Here is a 17,366-nt window from a genome sequence, read left to right on the forward strand (position 1 = left end):
TCCACAGTTTCCACAGTTTTATCCGGCTGACTCCAACAAATCGGCCGAGCTAAGGGTTTGTCATGGCTTTAAACGTTTTTGCCCGCAAGAATTCCCGCGTCTTCTCCGTCTCCGCCGCGGCCACCGTTGCTGCGGCAGTGGTCACCGGCGCGTTGATCTATCCCGGATTCAGCACCGCCGATGTTGACCTTAACGACGGCGGTGTGTGGGTGACCAACCGCAGCATCAACATGATGGGCCACCTCAATGTCCCCTCCAAGGTTTTGGACGGTGGCTTCACGGCCACCTCCCAGGGCTTCAACGTGCTCCAGGACGCCGGAACAGTCTTCATGGACAACGACTCCGGCACCCTCCTGAACCAGGTGGACGTGCCGGCCATGACCCTGACCCAGGACACCGCCCTGGGCGCCGGCAAGGCAGTGTCGCTGGGCAGCGCCATCACCGTCATAACCGATGCGGCAGCCGGCAAGGTGTGGGCTGTGCCCACCTCAGCGGCAGCAACGTTTGATGAGAAGACCACCAAGCCCATCCTGACGAAAATCACCAACGCCAAGGCCGCCGTCGCCCTTTCCACGCACGACGGCGTGAGTGACGTCTTTGTCCTCGACCCGGGCAAGGCACAGCTCACCCACGCGAAAATTTCCTCCGACGGCAAGGTGGTGGACGCCGCCGAGGAAGCCATGGAGGGCGTGCCGGATTCGGGCAAGCTGGTGCTGAGCGTGGTGGGGGACAAGCCTGTGGTGCTTGACCCTGACACCGGCACGGTGTTCCTGCCCGGCAACAAGCGCGTCACGGTGCCCGAGGCCAAGGGGGCCAGCTTGCAGCAGCGCAGTGAAAAGTCGGATTTTGTGGCCCTGGAAACGGGCAACGCCCTGGTGCTCCAGCCGCTCAATGGTGGCTCGGCAAGCAGCACTGATGCCGGATCCCTGGGCCGTCCCGTGGCCCCTGTGCAGCAAGACGGCTGTGTCCACGCCGCCTGGAATGGCTCCAACACCTACCTTTTCCACTGCCCCGGTAGTAACTCCAAGCCCATCAGCGTGCCCAAAGCCACGGCGGCCTCGGATCTGGTGTTTAGGAAGAACCGTGACGTGGTGGTGCTCAATGACATGGCCGGCGGGGACGTGTGGCTGGTCAACCAGAACATGCTGCTGGTCAACAACTGGGATGACCTGACGGTGGATCAAAAGAACGCCGAGAACGCTGACAAGGACTCCTCGGATCCCAACGTGGTCAACACGCTTCCGGACAGGACCAAACCCAACCGGCCGCCCCTGGCCGAGCCGGACCAGTTTGGGGTTCGTGCCGGCAGCACCACGCTGCTGCCTGTGCTGTACAACGATTCCGATCCCGACGGCGACGTGCTGACGGTGCGGGACAGCGCCGCCTCCATCAAGGCCGGCACCCTGCAAACCGTCTACGGCGGCACAGGCCTGCAGCTGGTGGTGCCCGAGGGTGCCCCCGCGGGAACGGAAACCTTCGGCTACACCAACGACGACGGCCGCGGCGGCACCGCCAAGGGCTCCGTCAGTGTGCGCGTGGTGCCCGACTCTGAGAACACCGAACCCATCTCCATGCGTCCCACCACCATGGTGGTGGCACAGGGGCAGACCATCAGCCAGAACGTCCTGGCTGACATGATTGACCCCGACGGCGACAGCATCTTCCTCGTCGGCGCCACCTCGGGAGAGGAAACCGGGCAGGTCAAGTTCACCCCGGACGGCGAATTGAGCTACACCGACGACGGCTCCTCCAACGGTCTGCGCACAGTAATCATTGAGGTCTCCGATACACGTTCCATCGTGGAGAAAAAAATCAACATCAGCGTGAAGCCGGCCGGGGGAGTGCCTCCCGTAGCCAACGCCGACTATGTTCGTGTGGTGGCGGGCCAAAAAGCTATTGTGGCACCCCTGAAGAATGACCAGGATCCGCTGGGCGGGGAACTGCGCCTGGCCAGTGTGGACAAACCCGCCACCGGCAGCGTTTCCGCCATTGCTGACAACGGCACCTTCACCTTCAGCTCCGACACCCTGGGCGCCAGCTATTTGACGTACCAGGTCACCAACGGCCCGCAAAGCGCCACGGGGTTGATTCGCATTGACGTGGTCCCGGCCCAGGCCGAGCTGGCACCCATTGCTGTGAAGGACATGGCGCTGCTGCCAGTGGGCGGGACCACGCTGGTGGATGTGCTGGGCAATGACACCGATCCGGCTGGCGGAGTGCTGGTGGTTCGCGGCGTTGACGTGCCGGAGGAAGCCGGCGTCTCAGTCACCGTGCTGGAACACAACGTTATTAAGATGACAGATGTGCGCGATCCCCAACTCCCTGTCACCATCCACTACTCGGTCTCCAACGGCCAGGGCACCTCCGTTGGTGCCATCTCGGTGGTGCGCATTCCGTCAGCGCCAACCCTGCAGCTCCCGGTGGCGCGCCCCGACGTGGTCGATGTCCGGGTGGGTGACGTGGTTCGCATCCCCGTGCTGGCCAACGATTTTGACCCCAATGGTGACACCTTGAAGCACCCGGAAATTGTCGAAAGCCCTGCCGCAGAAACAGGCAAGCTGTGGGTGGACCAAAACGCCCTGCGCTTCCTCGCTGCTGACACACCCGGGTCCGTGACAGCCATTTACAAGGTCACCAATGAGTCCGGCCAGTCGGACTCGGCCACGGTGACCATCAACATCATTGCCCAGGACCCCGAACGCAATCTGCCCCCGGCACCGAAAAACGTTGAGGGCCGGGTCATTGCCGGCGGCCAAACCAAGATTCAAATCCCGCTGGACGGCATCGACCCGGACGGCGATTCGGTGCGCCTGGCCGGGATCGACATTCCGCCCTCGCTAGGTACCGCCGTGGCAGGCAATGGGTTCATCCTTTACACGGCGGCGGGCAACGCGGCCGGGACTGACACCTTCACCTACAAGGTCAAGGACCGTCAGGGCGCGGAGGCCATCGGCACCGTTGAGGTGGGCATTGCGCCGGAGGACTCCAACAACCGGCCGCCCAAGGCTGCCGACGATTTCATCACCCTGCGCCCGGGCCGCGCCGTGGCACTCGATGTGGCGCTCAATGACAGCGATCCCGATGGCGACAAGCTCTTTGTTGTCAAGGACGGCTTCAGCGGGCCCGAAGAAATGAAGCCCTCGGTCACCGACCTGGGACGCGTGCTGCTGACCAGCCCGGCTGCGGCGGGCATCGCCACCATGGGCTACACGATCGGTGATCAGGCCGGTGCCACGGCCACCGCCGACATCCGCATGAGCGTCATCCCCGATGCGCCGTTGCGTGCGCCCATTGCCCGCGATGATGAAGTAACGGTGCAGGAAGCGCTGGGCAAAAACACCGTGAACGTGCCCGTGCTCAAGAACGACGAGGACCCGGATGGGGTTGCGGAGAATCTTAGCGTGAGCCTGACGCTGCCCAACCCGAACATTTCCGTGAACGCCGACGGAACGCTGCGCATTGCCCTCACGGCCGTGCCGCAAATGGTGCCCTACACGGTCACCGACCAGGACAAACTGCAATCCACGGCCATCGTCTGGGTGCCCGGCTTGGATGCCCAGTACCCCGTGCTGACCAAGAATGAGGTCATCAAGGTTAACGCCGGGGAAACCGCCGTCGCCGCCCTGGGCGACTATGTGAAGGTTCGCGACGGCCGCACCCCGCGGATCACGCAGGTGGACAAGATTAAGATGCTCGGCGCCGCTGGCACCGACATGGTCACCCCGGACGGTGCAGGGCTGCGCTATGCTTCCGCCCCTGATTTCTACGGTCCCGGATCCATCACCTTTGAGGTCACCGACGGAAGCGGCCCGGAGGATCCGGAAGGGTTGAAATCGACGCTGACCATCATGACCGAGGTGACCCCCGCCCCGGCGAAGAACCTGGCCCCGAAGCTTCAGGGCACTTCCATGGTGGTGGCCCAGCTGGAATCCAGCACAGCCAATCTGAACTTGCTGGCCAGCGATCCCGAAAAGGATCCGCTGACGTTTTCCCTGGCCGGGGACAATCCGGCCGGGTTGAAGGTTAAGCTCGACGCCGGCATCCTCACGGTTGACGCGGGGAAGGAAGCGGCACTGGGCACCACCTCGACCCTGGGAATTTCCGTGACCGACGGCCGCAACCCGCCCGCCACGGCAGCTGTCACCGTCAATGTCACCTCCTCGACCAAGCCCAAGGCCGTGGCCAATGACGATTCCGTCCCGGACGCCCACGCGGGCCGCCTGGAAACGGTGCCCGTCCTGGCCAATGATGTGAACCCGTTCCCGGACACCCCCCTGAAAATTGTGGAATCGAAAATGACGACCGGCGCCGCGGGCACCAAGGTGGCTGTGGACGGGGACAAGGTCACCGTTGAGGCTCCGGAGGACTTCACCGGCAATGTGGTTATCAGCTACACGGTTGCTGATAAGACCGGCGACGACGCACGGCGGGTGGTGGGACGGGTCACCTTGAACGTGAAGGGTAAGCCCGCCGTTCCCGCCGTACCGCTGGTTCAGGAAGTCAAGAGCCACACTGTGTTGCTGAAATGGGGCACCCCCGTTGACAACGGTTCGCCCCTGACCGGCTACACGGTTAAAAGGAGCGACGGCGTCACCCAGGAATGCGCCACCAACACCTGCTCCATCACGGGCCTGGCCAACGCCAAGCCGTACACCTTCACCGTGAATGCCAAGAACGCCGTGGGGGAGTCGGCCTTCTCCAAGGCCTCGGCATCCGCCACACCCGACACGCAGCCAGACAAACCTGCCGCTCCCGTCGTCGTGCGTGGAGACAAGCAGCTGGACGTCAGCTGGGTGACACCTGTGGGCGAATACTCGCCTGTGAAGTCCTACAATGTGCAGATCTCCCCGGTTCCGGCCGGCCAGAACCCGCAGCGCCCGGCCGTGGGCAACAAGCTCACCTGGCCCGGGCTGGTGAACGGCACCGAATACACCTTCCGGGTGCAAGCCGTGAACAATGCGCCCAAGCCATCCGACTGGAGCGAGTACGCAGCCAAGGCAGTGAAACCGGCGGGCAAGCCGTTCACTCCGGCCGCACCCACCACTGCCTTGGTGGACACGGTGGGCAACCAAAACCAAATGCGGGTCAGCTGGACCGAGCCCAACCTCAACGGCGGTGAGCTGAAGAATTACACGCTCATCACGTATCTGGATGGGAAGCAGACCGACTCCATCACCAGCACGGCGACCAGCCAGACCGTTTCGCTGCCCAACGCGGCGGCCAGCTACACCTTCAAGGTGGCGGTGGCCACGGACGTTGAGCCCTCGGATCTTAGCCCGGCCTCCGCGCCGCGGCGTTCTGTCAGCCAGCCCGGGCAGCTTGGCCAGCCCACGATCGCCCCGGCCAACACAGGCGGCGCCGGCGATAGTGTGAGCGTCACCTTCACGCCACTGAGTGGTGCTGCCCTGGGCGGTTCCACCCCCGGGGAGATGAGCTACTTTGCCAATGTCACACCGGGCGGCAAGAACATCCCGGTGTCACCGGGCGGCACGGTTCCCGCCAGCAACGGCGCCGGTACCTCCGTCACGGTCTATGCCAAGTCCTCGGCCTTCGCCAGCGCTGGGAGCGCGTCTGCGGCGTCGAACGCGGTAACGCCCTATGGTAATCCGGGCACTGCAGGCCTCAGCGGGAGCAACGGGGCGCAGGACAGCCAGAATGTGTCCTACAGCTGGAGTTTCCCCGGTGGCGCAGTGGATGCCAAGAACGTTCAGATCCGCATCAACGGCGGCGGGTGGTCTGCCAAGGGAAGCAATGGCAGTGACTCCTTCAACACCGGGGGCTACAGCACCCAGGCTGTTATCGAGGCGCGTACGGTCAATTCCATTGGGCAGTTTGGGCCCGTCCAGACGGTGCGGCCCCAAAGTGGTGCCAAGACGCCGCCGCCACCTCCGAAGCCCACAAGCTGGACAGTCCATGCAACTCCCTACAGGAGCTGTTTGGAATCAACCACAGGAAGCGACCACTACACCGACACCGGCACAACACAAACGTGTACGTCCCAGTGGCTGCCGGCAAATACCCCAGTTGAGGTCAATTGCTGGAAGTACTGGACAGGTTCCACGAGCGGCAACCAGTGGTACCACATCACCACCGGTGGCTATGGCAGCTACAGCTATTTGTCAGTTCGCTCGACGAACGTGGCGTCGATCCCCTCGGGCATGCCGCAGTGTTAGGGGCCGTAAAGTCCCCAAATAGTGAGTAACGCCAATTAGTGGATAAACTACTTCAGGTTTCCTGCAGCCACTGCAGGGATCAACAAGATTGAAAGAGGATGAACTATGTCCATGACGCCGGAACAGGCCACGTGGTTTGCAGGAACGTTTGAAAAGCTGGTTGCCAATGTTGGCCAGGCCATCTTGGGCAAGTCCCACGTTGTCAGTTTGACCCTGGCCGCCATGCTCGCCGAGGGCCACGTCCTCTTCGAGGATGCGCCGGGCACGGGAAAGACCATGCTGGCCCGGGCCATTTCGGCAACCGTGAAGGGCACCAATTCGCGCATCCAATTCACCCCCGACCTGCTGCCCTCCGATGTTACGGGTGTCATGATCTATGACCAGAAGAGCCAGGTATTTGATTTCCACAAGGGCCCCATCTTCGCCACCATCGTGCTGGCCGATGAGATCAACCGTGCCTCGCCCAAGACCCAGTCGGCGTTGCTTGAGGTCATGGAAGAATCCCGCGTGACCATGGACGGCACCACCTATGAGACCGGCCGTCCGTTCATGGTGCTGGCAACCCAGAACCCCATTGAGCAGGCAGGCACCTACCGCCTGCCCGAGGCGCAGCTTGACCGCTTCCTGGTCAAGACCTCCATCGGCTACCCGGACCACGCCTCCACGGTACAGCTGCTCTCCGGCTCCGGGCAGCGCGATAGGACCTCGACCCTGCAGGCCATCATCACACCCACCGCCGTGGCCGAAATGGCTGATCTGGCCTCCACCACACACACGGACGCCGCTGTGCTGGAATACATTTCACGCCTGTGCGAGGAGACCCGCAACGCGCCGGAAACCCGTTTGGGCGTCTCGGTCCGTGGCGCCATTGCCATGGTTCGCATTGCCAAGGTGTGGGCAGCAGCCAAGGGCCGCAACTACGTTCTGCCCGACGACATCAAGGAGCTTGCTCCTTATGTGTGGACGCACCGTTTTGTTATGGACCCGGAAGCGGAATTTGCCGGCGCCACCCCCGAAGTTGTGCTGAGCCGGGTGCTGGCCGAAGTTGCTGCACCGCAGCAGCGCGCCTCAGCCTGACGCCGGCAACAACGCGTTTCGCAGCACGTCCAGCAACAGCACATTGAGTCAAAGGTCAATCATGAGCATGAAGTCCAGCGCTTCGAAGGTGGGGGAGTTCCTCTCCCGGCCCTTCCACAGCGACGGCACCCCAACACGCCTGCACCCGGCGTCGTTGACGCGTGAAGCGTCCAAGGTGGCCGGTACCTATCTGGGCCCGGGGTGGGCCAAGGCCATGGGTTGGCTCAAACGCTACGTTGGCCCGGTGCTGGCCACCATCAGCACCCTGGGTTTTGTAGTGCTGGGAACTGCTGTGCTGCTGTGGATCCTCGGGGCAAGCTATGGCTGGCAGGAAGCCAAAGTGGCTGCCCTGTTGGCCACCGTGCTGTTGCTGATTGCCATCGCCTTTGTGCTGGGCAAGTCCATGTACGCGGTCAAACTGGACTTGGCACGCACGCGCGTTGCTGTGGGCGAGCACGCGGTGGGCAGCATTGCCGTGGAAAACACCTCACCGCGCACGGTGCTGCCGGCAGCCTTGGAACTGCCGGTGGGCCTTGCCACGGCACTGTTCCATTTGCCCACGATGAAGCCGGGGGAGATCCACGAGGACCTCTTCACCATCCCCACCACCCGGCGCGCAGTCATCACCGTTGGCCCGGTCCGCTCGGTGCGTGCCGACCCGCTGCACCTGCTGCGCCGCCAGGTTCTCTGGACTGATCCCACAGACTTGTTTGTGCACCCCCGCACCACCTCCCTGGACGGGCCCGCAGCCGGGTTCCTGAAGGACCTCGAGGGCCTCACCACCAAGGACCTGTCCAACTCAGACATTGCCTTCCATGCCCTGCGTGACTACGTGCCGGGGGATGACCGCCGGCACATCCACTGGAAAACCACTGCCCGCACGGGCAAGTTGATGGTGCGCCAGTTTGAGGAAACCCGCCGCTCCCACATGGCCGTGGCCTTGTCGGTGAACACGGACGAATATGAGAACGACGACGATTTCGAGTTGGCCATTTCGGCGGCAGCCTCGCTGGGCCGCCAAGCCATCAAGGAACACCGCGAGCTCAACGTCATCACCCAGCGCGGACCCATTCGCTGCGAAACCGGCAAGAACCTGCTCGATGACATGACCAGATTGCTGGGCTACAACCGCCGCGGCACCTCGGTGGATCTTGCCCGAACGCTCACGGATGCCGTCCCCAACGCCTCAGTGGTGTTCTTTGTGGTGGGATCGAAGGTGACACCGGCACAATTGCGCAGCGCAGCCGCCTCCGTGCCGCCGGGTGTTCGTGCCTTCGCCGTACGCTGCTTTACCGGGGCGAAATCCGCCCGCGCCAACATTGCCGACCTTACGGTCCTGACCCTGGGTGACTTGAGTGATCTGTCCATGGTGCTGAGAAAGGCCATCGCATGAACGCCCGCAGGAGCGCGGTAGCGCAGCCGCAACGTAAGTCCTCAGCCTTTTCCGGCGGGCGGCTGTGGTGGCATTTCATGATCGACGGCGCAGTGCTGACAGTGCTGCTGGGCCTTGGCGTCCTGGGCTTTGGCCCCACCTTTGGCCACGATCCCCACTACCTGCTGGCGGGCTTCGGTGCCATTGTCATCGGCTTGGCAGTGGCGGCCGCCGGGGCGCACTGGCGCCTGGGCCTGGTCACCATGATTGGTCTCGCATTCGCTGTTTACATGATCTTCGGCAGTGCCCTGGCGGCGTCGAGTACGGCAATCATGGGCTTCATTCCCAGCCTGGCCTCCCTGCGCGGACTCCTGCTGGGGATCATGCTGTCATGGAAGCAATTGCTGACCCTGGCCCCGCCCGTGGGCATCAGCGTTGAGGTCATGGTGGTTCCATACCTCAGCGCTTTTGTGGCAGCTGTGGTTGCCGGCACCCTGGCGTGGCGGCTGCGCAGCGCCTACTGGGCCATGATCCCTGTCATTGTTTTGTTCATTACCGCCATCCTCTTTGGCACAGCCCAGGTGTTCCTGCCCGTGCTGCGTGGTTCCCTGCTGAGCATCGCCGCGATCGCCTGGCTGGCCTACAGGCATGAAATGCGCCGGCGCGAAAATGCCGGCAGCATCTCCGCCAACCAGCAAGTCCACGACGCCTCCGGGGCACGAACCTCCCTGCTGCGCCGCATCGGCCTGGCCGCAGGAGTCATTCTGGTGGCTGGGGCGGTCACCATGGCTGCGGCGCCGGCACTGACCAGCAGCGCCAGCCGTGAGGTGTTGCGTGACACGGTCATTCCGCCGCCGGATCTGCACGATCTGCCCTCGCCGCTGACCAAGTTCCGCGACTACGTCAAAAATGAAAAGGAAACAGTCCTCTTTGACGTGACAGGCCTGCCCAAAAATGGCCGTGTCCGCGTTGCTGCCATGGACAACTACAACGGCGTGGTGTTCAACGTGGACCCCAACAGTTCGGCATCCTTTTCCCCCATTGGTGACCCCTCGGCACTGGGGAGCGCCAGCGACGGTGGGGGAACCGGCGTCGACCTTGTCATTGACGGGTACCAGGGCGTCTGGATTCCCAGCGTCTCCGTGGCGAACAGCCTGCGTTACCAAAGCGCCAGCGGCCCAACCCCCACCCTGTACCTGAACAAGGATTCCGGTTCGGCGCTGAATCTTGACGGCGTTGCCAAGGGCGATTCCTACAGCATGGACGTGGCGTTCCCGAGCGTTGACGGCAACAAGCTGGCGGGCTCGGACTTTGGTTCGGTGCGCCTGCCCAAGCTGGAAAACGTTCCCGCGGTGGTGGGCACCAAGGCCAACGACATTGTGGGTGAAGCAGACACGCCGTTGAAGAAGGTTCAGGCCCTGGAAGGCGCCCTGCAGCGCGAGGGCAAGTTCAGCAACGGCTTGGAAGGGCAAACCCCCTCCAATTCCGGCCACAGCGCCGCGCGCGTCACCAAGCTGCTCAGCGGCAAGGAAATGGTGGGCGACGATGAACAGTACGCCACAGCCATGGTGCTCATGGCCCGCCACCTGGGCATTCCGGCCCGCGTTGTCATGGGTTTCTACCTGGATGAGAAGGACCCCAACAATGGTGCGCCGAGTATAAAGATGAAGGGATCGGACGTTCACGCGTGGGTTGAGGTGAACTTTTCCGGTCTGGGTTGGGTGCCTTTCAATCCGACGCCGGACAAGGATCACGTGCCCAACCCGCCGGAACCGCAAAACGCGTCCAAGCCCAAGCCGCAGGTGCTCCAGCCCCCGCCGCCGCCGCAGGAACCGGCGGACCTTCCCCCGGACAGCGCTCCGGACGCCCTGGACACCGATGGCAAGAAAAACAATCAGGCCGGCATCCTTGGCCAGATTTTGATGATCATTGGTGTGGCTGCCATCCCCTTGATCATCATTGCCCTGCCGCTGGTACTGATTGTGGCGTTGAAGACCCGGCGCCGCAAGAAGCGCCAAACCCAGGGCCTGCCCACCGACAGGGTCAGCGGTGGCTGGTCCGAGGTCCTGAGCCTGGCGACGGACCTTGGCGCTGGCATGGACACCAACGGGACCCGCCGCGAGAGTGCAGTTTTGCTCAACGACGCCTTCCCCGCCAGCTCAACAACCACTGCGTTGCTGGCCGAGCGTGCAGACGCCGCCATCTTCGGCCCGGGCCAGCCCAGCGAGGAACAAGTCGCCATGTACTGGCAAAACGTGGAACATTCGGTCAAGGGCATGAGCGAGTCGGTAGGATTCTGGAAGCGGCAACGGGCAAGGTTCTCACCGAGGTCGTTACTGGCCGATGCCCAGGCCCGGGCCAGGCGCAAGGCACTTACGCGCGATGCACAGGGCCAGGAGCAATCATGGCGTTCGCGTGGTGTGGCACTAAGCTCCAAACTGTCTCAGCTGTTCAAGAAGTCATAAGAAGTCATAAGAAGGGTACTAAGTACATGGCGCAAAAAGCGGCCGAACCCTGCCGGAATTGTGGAGCCGTGCTCTCTCCGGGAGCGGCCTTCTGCACACTGTGCGGTGCCGCGGTGAACAACCGTGCCGCCTCATCGGCACCTGCTTCGGTGCCTTTGGGTGTGCCTGGTGCAGGGTCTCTGCCGGGCATTGTGTCCGTGGGCACCACGCAGACGGGCCCTTTGGTGGCCCCGCGTGAGCGCGAGGTTGATCCCCGCATCGCTGCCGCCACAGCCTTGGTTCCGGGCGGAGCCGGACGCCGTTTGGCGGCGAAACTCATTGACGGGGTGCTCCCCGGCATTCTGCTGGGCGTGGCCGCCGGCATTGGGGCCAGCAAGATCGCCGTCACCCAGGTTGGCGAATTTGCCCAGGTGAACCTGAGCTGGCTGCTGATCCTGACAGGCATTGCCAGTGTCCTCTCGCTGGCCTATGGCATCTGGCTGTGGCTCTGGGAAGCCAAATCCGGCAAGACACCCGGCAACATCATGGTTGGCCTGCGCACCACCAACATGGACGGCGGCCCGGCCGGTGTGCTGGCCATCTTCCTGCGCAACGTGGTCATTGCCGTCAGCTCCATTGTTCCCACTCTTGGTCCGCTCCTGGTGGTCATTTCCAACACCTGGGACGCCAATGGCAAGCGGCAGGGCTGGCACGACAAACTGGCCCACACCCTGGTTTTCAACGTCAAGGCTGGCCGCGACCCCCTGGAAACCGGTGGGATAGAGGAGCGGGCCAACTTTGTGCCCGCGGCCGTTCCCACCCTGTCTCCTGTCACCTCGCCGCTGGCTCAGCGCCCGGCAAGCGAAGCAGCGCGAAGCGCAGTGGGCAACAGCGCAGCTGGCAACAGCACGACTGGCAAGAGCGCAGCTGTGCCCGGACCAGCTGTGCCGGGAGTCCAAGGCCAGCAGTTCCAGGGACCCATCACCTCTGTTCCGGGCGCTGCCACCGGTGCCGCGCCGCTAGTGCAGCAGCCGCAGCAACCACCGTCTCAGCCAATTCAGTTCAGCCAGGCCTCCTCCTTTGCCCCGCCGCCGCCAGCAGTCCGGGAGACAACCACCAAACCCTACGCCGGGCAGCCGCCAATCGGGCTGCTCGATGACGACGCCGGGGACACCCGTGTGCGCCCCATCCCCGCCGCTGTGGGGCTCCGGCTGACCTTTGATGACGGCCACACCGAAGACATCACAGCCGTGGCGCTCATTGGCCGCAACCCCGCCGGATACGATGGTGAGATGATTTCTCGCCTTGTGTCAGTTCAAGACTCCAGCAGGTCCGTCTCCAAGACGCACCTGCATGTTCGGGCCAGTGGTGAGGGCCTGTGGGTTACCGACAGGAACTCCACCAACGGCAGTGCCATCACAGCCGTGGGCGGGGGCAGGACTGCGCTGAACGGAGGTACCCCGGCTTTGGCCGGCATTGGTACCCGGGTGCATTTCGGCGACAGGTCATTTGTGGTGGGGCGTCCATGAGCGCTGGTGAGGGTACCCCGGCCCGGGACAGCTTGGCCCACGGCGCCCCCGGCGTCAGCCTGAGCTTTGGCTTTGGCACCGACAGGGGGTTGCGTAGGGAACTCAACGAGGACTCGTTCCTTGCAGCCGATCCCTTATTCACAGTTGCCGACGGCATGGGCGGGCACGAGGCTGGCGAGGTGGCCAGCCGCGAATGCATCCAAACCCTGAGTGAGCAAAGTGTCCTGATGGCCAGTTCCCGCCAGGCAACGGCGTCAGACCTGGCGCACGCCTTGCACCTTGCCGATGCCAGGATCCGCGAACTCACCAACGCCCGGGCCGGCACAACTCTCTCCGGGGTGGTGCTGGTTGAAGAGCGTGGTGTGCCGTATTGGCTGGTCTTCAATGTTGGCGATTCCCGAACCTACCGGCTCAGCCAGGGAAACTTTAGCCAGGTCAGTGTGGACCATTCCGAGGTGCAGGAATTGGTGGACGCCGGTTTCATCACCCCCGAGGAAGCCCTGACCCACCCGCGGCGCCATGTGGTGACACGTGCCCTGGGTACCGGAACTGACACGGAAGCTGACTTCTGGCTGATCCCGGTCGAAGAAGGCGACAGGATTCTGGTGTGCTCCGACGGGCTCTCCGGAGAGTTGAGCGACACCCAAATTCACCGTGCCCTGAGCACCCTGCGCCACCCCCAGGACGCCGTGGATTCCTTGATCCAGGCGGCCCTGCGCTCCGGCGGACGGGACAACATCACTGTGGTTGTTGTCGATGCCAGCAACGTCAACGGCGGCGTCGGCGGGGAAACCCTGGGCAAGGCGAGCATGGCATCCACTGTCGCAGAGGACACCCTGCCGCGCATGACGGCGGCACAGGAAGTCATTCCCGGCGCCGTGGCGGACACCCACCCCACAGAAGTTCTGGAATCCATTCCCAAGGAATTTCTGGCGCCCGGGCAAGAATTGCCCACACGCGTCAACGCACCCCTGCACGAGGAGAATCATGGTTAGCACCACGTACAGCACAGGTTCATGGTTAGGCATTGTGCGATCGGGCTCGGTGATTGTGCTTAAGGGGCACACCGAACAGGTAATCGTGAGTGCACTGTGGGAGTTCCTGGGGCAGGAGCCCACCATTCACGGTGTCCTCAACGAGGTCACACGGCAGTTCGGCACGGAGCTGACAGGGCTGCCCGACTTTGCCATTGTGGTCCAGTCCGACCGTTTGCACGCCATTTTGCGTGGCGACATGACCTTAGTGGCGCAGACTGGCGACTCCTCGGAGATGGTGTCAGGCCGGGACGTCACCACCTGGAGTGAGCGTTCGCTGCCGCTGCCCGAATCCTTTGAACTGACCCTGGCGCAACCCACAGAGCCGGCCAAACCGTCCCTGCTGCTGCCCGTGGGCGAGGCTGTCATCTTGCTGCAATCGCTGCGCATGGAGCTTGCAGAGGCAGTGCTTGCAGAGCCTGTGTTTGCCGAGGCAGCGCTTGCTGAGACGGCGCCCGCCGAGACTGATTGGTTGGATCAATTCGTTGAGTCGGAGCAGGACGCCACGGAACTGGCGCACCCCATCGCCGATCTTGCCGACGGCGGGCCCGTGCAGGACGAGGCCGACGACGTCGAGGTGAACGATGCCGAGGTGGCAGGCGCCGCGGTGCACGACGCTGGGGCGAACGATGCCGTGGTGACTGACGACATGGTGAATGGCGACGGGGCGGAAAACGCCGAGGTGGACGATGCCGAGGACGACGACGACGCCTATGCCAGCTTTGCCATGGCCGCCGAGGCCGCCGATGCTGAGTGGAACGCCCAGCTTGCCCCCATGGCGGCGCTGAACGAGGCAGACCTGAACCTGACCATCCGCCCCGACTTGTCCGAGGAAGAGTCCTCGGAGCCGGAACCTTTCCACGCTGAACCCCTCGACGATGGGCAGCCGGCCTTTCACGAATCGTTGACTGAAGACGTGGCAGTGCTCATCGACGCCGCCGAGACAGCCAGCTATGACGGCCAAGCTGACGCCGCCGGCACGGCCCTTGCCCACGGCCTCACTTCCGAGGAGCATGCAGCCGCAGAGCCGGCTGGCAATGAGCCGGAATCCGAAGGGCACCTCGCCGGGCAAGAGACTGCCGAGGACGGATTCACCACCAACTACGACCACTTGTTCGGCCCCACAGTGGCCAGAAGTGTTGAGGACGCGGCCGTTCGTCTCGATGACGACGGCCAGGCGATTGCGCACGGCGTCCAGGAGGCGCAGCTGCCACCGCTTCCGCCCCTGCCGCCCGTGGCGGGCCTTGCCGAGGAAGTGGCTGCAGACCTCAGCGCCGCTGCCCCCGCGCAGAGCGCCCAGGAGCAATGGCAACCCGAAGGCTTGTTGATCGACTCCGTGCCGTGGGCCAAGCAGCCGGACGCCGGCTCTGAAAGCGGTGCCGGTTTTGAAAGCGGTGCCGGTTTTGAAGGCGGTGCCGGATTTGCTGCGGGCACCGAAACAGGCGCATCCGCCGATCAGCCCTACGATCCCGACCACGACGGCCATACCGTCATGCGCGGTGACGTCAGTGACGTCACCGGGGCCAGCGGCGAAGAAGCTGGCGCACCGGCGCCGCTGGAGTCGCGCCCGCCCACCGGACCCATGGTTTTGGCGCGCATGTGCCCCCACGGCCACGCCAACCCGCCGAGCCGCTCCGAGTGTTCGGACTGCGGGGCTGGAATCAACTCCGAACCACGCGAAGTGGGCCGGCCGCGCCTGGGCACCATGCACATTTCCAGCGGTGAAGTGGTTGCACTGGACCATTCCTTGATCATTGGCCGCCAGCCCTCCGTCTCCCGGGTCATGGGCGGAGCCATGCCACGCCTGGTGCAGGTCAACAGTGGAAATGACGATATTTCGCGCTCCCATGTGGAGGTCCGCCTTGACGGCTGGGATGTGCTCCTGGTGGATCTGAAGGCCACCAACGGCACGGTGCTGGTCCGTGAAGGCCAGGCGCCGCGCCGGTTGAGCCAAGGTGAGCAGGCCATCTTGCTCAACGGTGACATCGCCGAGCTGGGAGACGGGATCTCCTTGCTCTTTGAAGGCCTGCTGTGAGTAGCAAGCGTGTTCCCGCCGCGCCCCCGGTGCTTCCTGGCTACAGGTTCGTCTCCGTGCTGGGCTCCGGCGGATTCTCCGATGTGTACCTCTATGAGCAGGACAGGCCGCGGCGCAAGGTTGCCGTCAAGGTCCTGACGGCCGATCTGAAGACCAGTGGGGCCAGGGCCAGTTTTGAGTCCGAGGCCAACCTCATGGCCCAGCTTTCCGCGCACCCGTACATTGTCACCATCTTTGAAGCCGAGATCACCGATTCCGGGCACTCCTACCTGGCCATGGAATACTGCTCCCGGCCCAGCCTTGACATGCAGTACCGGCAAGGCCGTTTCAGTGCTGACAAGGCCCTGGAAATTGGCATCCAGGTTGCCTCGGCCGTGGAGACAGCCCACAGGGCTGGCATTGCCCACCGGGACATCAAGCCGGCCAACATCCTGGTCACCGACTACAACAGGCCGGCGCTGACCGACTTTGGCATCTCCGGAACCATGGATGCGGTGCAGGCCGACGGCGGCGGCATGTCCATTCCGTGGTCGCCGCCGGAATCCTTTGGCTCCGGCGCCACCGACGGCATCAAGGTGGATGTTTGGGCGCTCGGCGCCACCATTTACACGTTGCTGGCCGGGCATTCGCCCTTTGTTATTCCGGGGGCGGACAATTCCCAGCGAGAATTGATTGCCCGCATCAACGCGGCCCCCCTGCCCGCCTTGGGCAGGGCAGACATCCCGGCCGAACTTGAGCTGGTCCTGGCCACCGCCATGGCCAAGTCACCGGCCTCGCGGTACAGCAGCGCCAAGGACTTTGCCCGCGCCCTGATGCGCATCCAGGCTGACATGAACCTGTCCGTCACCCCCTTTGAAGTGCAGGAAGAGATTGTTGCGGCGGATTTTCGTCCCGACGACCATTCCGAGCCCACACGAGTTCGCAGCGTCGTTTCCATTGACCCCGATGCCAGCACCTCCAACCCCACGTTTCCCTCACGTCAAGCCAACAACACCGGCGGCGGGGCGTCCGCGGCTGCTCCGCACATCAACGCTTCTCCGCACGTCAACACCGTGCCGGGCGAGACCGGGTCCACCACCGGCCTGAACCGCAACGGCCAAACCCTGCCGTCGGCGGGCCCGGCCACCCCGGCAGGGCAAGCTGGTGCGCCCTCCCTTGGTGCACCGTCGCTTGGTGCGCCGTCGGCGCAGTGGAACCACCCCGTGCTGGAATCCACGGTGCCGCGCAGCGATCAGCTCCGCCCGGCCCCCGGCGAAGCGCCGGCGTTAAGCGCACCGGCAGTGCCCAGCAAGAAACGGCTGTGGCTGGGATTGGGCTCGGGGCTGGTACTGGTGGCCGCCGTCGTGGTGGGAATCATGGTTTTCGTGGGCGGAGGGGCGCCGGCAACGGTGGATCCGCAGGCGCAAAAGACCTCGCCCCCGCCCACGGCCCTGATAGTGGGCGCGGAGGTCCCGCCCGTTAGCGACCTGGCGGCCGCACCAAAAAACGGCGGTTCCGAGTGGAGCTGGAACAACCCGGATCCGCAGGAGGGCGACAAATACTTGTGGGCCTCCGTCAGCGCCGTGGATACCGGAACGTTCAAGCCCATCACCGAGAACCGGGCGTTTGTGGTGGACGATCCCAACGGCCAGAGCTGCATATCGGTGAAGCTTGTTCGCAAGAACGGCCAAACCTCAGCGGAGTCCAAGAAGTGCTCCTAGAT

At 63.9% G+C, this 17,366-nt stretch carries 8 protein-coding genes; all 8 read left to right on the forward strand.

Going from position 1 to position 17,366, the window contains the following annotated elements; all coding sequences use genetic code 11:
• The first annotated feature begins 62 nt into the window (after positions 1–62).
• Positions 63–6,173, forward strand: a complete 6,111-nt coding sequence (locus tag CVS27_RS03665) for an Ig-like domain-containing protein (protein WP_103464375.1) — start codon at positions 63–65, stop codon at positions 6,171–6,173.
• Positions 6,174–6,278: 105 nt separating this feature from the next.
• On the forward strand, positions 6,279–7,250 hold the full coding sequence (locus CVS27_RS03670; RefSeq protein WP_103464376.1) for an AAA family ATPase: 972 nt from the start codon (positions 6,279–6,281) through the stop codon (positions 7,248–7,250).
• A 61-nt stretch (positions 7,251–7,311) separates the two neighbouring features.
• Entirely contained in the window at positions 7,312–8,643 is a 1,332-nt protein-coding gene (locus tag CVS27_RS03675; protein ID WP_103464377.1) for a DUF58 domain-containing protein, read from the forward strand.
• Positions 8,640–11,087, forward strand: coding sequence for a transglutaminase domain-containing protein (locus tag CVS27_RS03680; RefSeq protein WP_243400034.1), 2,448 nt, complete (start codon positions 8,640–8,642; stop codon positions 11,085–11,087). Before CVS27_RS03675 ends, CVS27_RS03680 begins: the two co-directional genes overlap by 4 nt.
• A 26-nt stretch (positions 11,088–11,113) precedes the next feature.
• Positions 11,114–12,595, forward strand: coding sequence for an RDD family protein (locus CVS27_RS03685; protein ID WP_503092323.1), 1,482 nt, complete (start codon positions 11,114–11,116; stop codon positions 12,593–12,595).
• Positions 12,592–13,590 carry a PP2C family protein-serine/threonine phosphatase gene (locus CVS27_RS03690; protein WP_103464378.1) on the forward strand — a complete coding sequence of 333 codons (999 nt, stop codon included), beginning with the start codon at positions 12,592–12,594 and terminating at the stop codon, positions 13,588–13,590. Before CVS27_RS03685 ends, CVS27_RS03690 begins: the two co-directional genes overlap by 4 nt.
• Entirely contained in the window at positions 13,583–15,664 is a 2,082-nt protein-coding gene (locus CVS27_RS03695; RefSeq protein WP_103464379.1) for an FHA domain-containing protein, read from the forward strand. Before CVS27_RS03690 ends, CVS27_RS03695 begins: the two co-directional genes overlap by 8 nt.
• On the forward strand, positions 15,661–17,364 hold the full coding sequence (locus tag CVS27_RS03700) for a serine/threonine-protein kinase (RefSeq protein ID WP_103464380.1): 1,704 nt from the start codon (positions 15,661–15,663) through the stop codon (positions 17,362–17,364). Before CVS27_RS03695 ends, CVS27_RS03700 begins: the two co-directional genes overlap by 4 nt.
• Positions 17,365–17,366 lie beyond the last annotated feature (2 nt).

It is taken from the genome of Arthrobacter glacialis, assembly GCF_002909445.1.
Lineage (GTDB): Bacteria > Actinomycetota > Actinomycetes > Actinomycetales > Micrococcaceae > Specibacter > Specibacter glacialis.

What these genes read in the sequence shown, in the direction of transcription:
- CVS27_RS03670 (WP_103464376.1), top strand. Translation starts at nt 6,279, where the DNA reads ATGTCCATGACGCCGGAACAGGCCACGTGGTTTGCAGGAACGTTTGAA.
- CVS27_RS03690 (WP_103464378.1), top strand. Translation starts at nt 12,592, where the DNA reads ATGAGCGCTGGTGAGGGTACCCCGGCCCGGGACAGCTTGGCCCACGGC.
- CVS27_RS03695 (WP_103464379.1), top strand. Translation starts at nt 13,583, where the DNA reads ATGGTTAGCACCACGTACAGCACAGGTTCATGGTTAGGCATTGTGCGA.
- CVS27_RS03665 (WP_103464375.1), top strand. Translation starts at nt 63, where the DNA reads ATGGCTTTAAACGTTTTTGCCCGCAAGAATTCCCGCGTCTTCTCCGTC.
- CVS27_RS03685 (WP_503092323.1), top strand. Translation starts at nt 11,114, where the DNA reads ATGGCGCAAAAAGCGGCCGAACCCTGCCGGAATTGTGGAGCCGTGCTC.
- CVS27_RS03675 (WP_103464377.1), top strand. Translation starts at nt 7,312, where the DNA reads ATGAGCATGAAGTCCAGCGCTTCGAAGGTGGGGGAGTTCCTCTCCCGG.
- CVS27_RS03680 (WP_243400034.1), top strand. Translation starts at nt 8,640, where the DNA reads ATGAACGCCCGCAGGAGCGCGGTAGCGCAGCCGCAACGTAAGTCCTCA.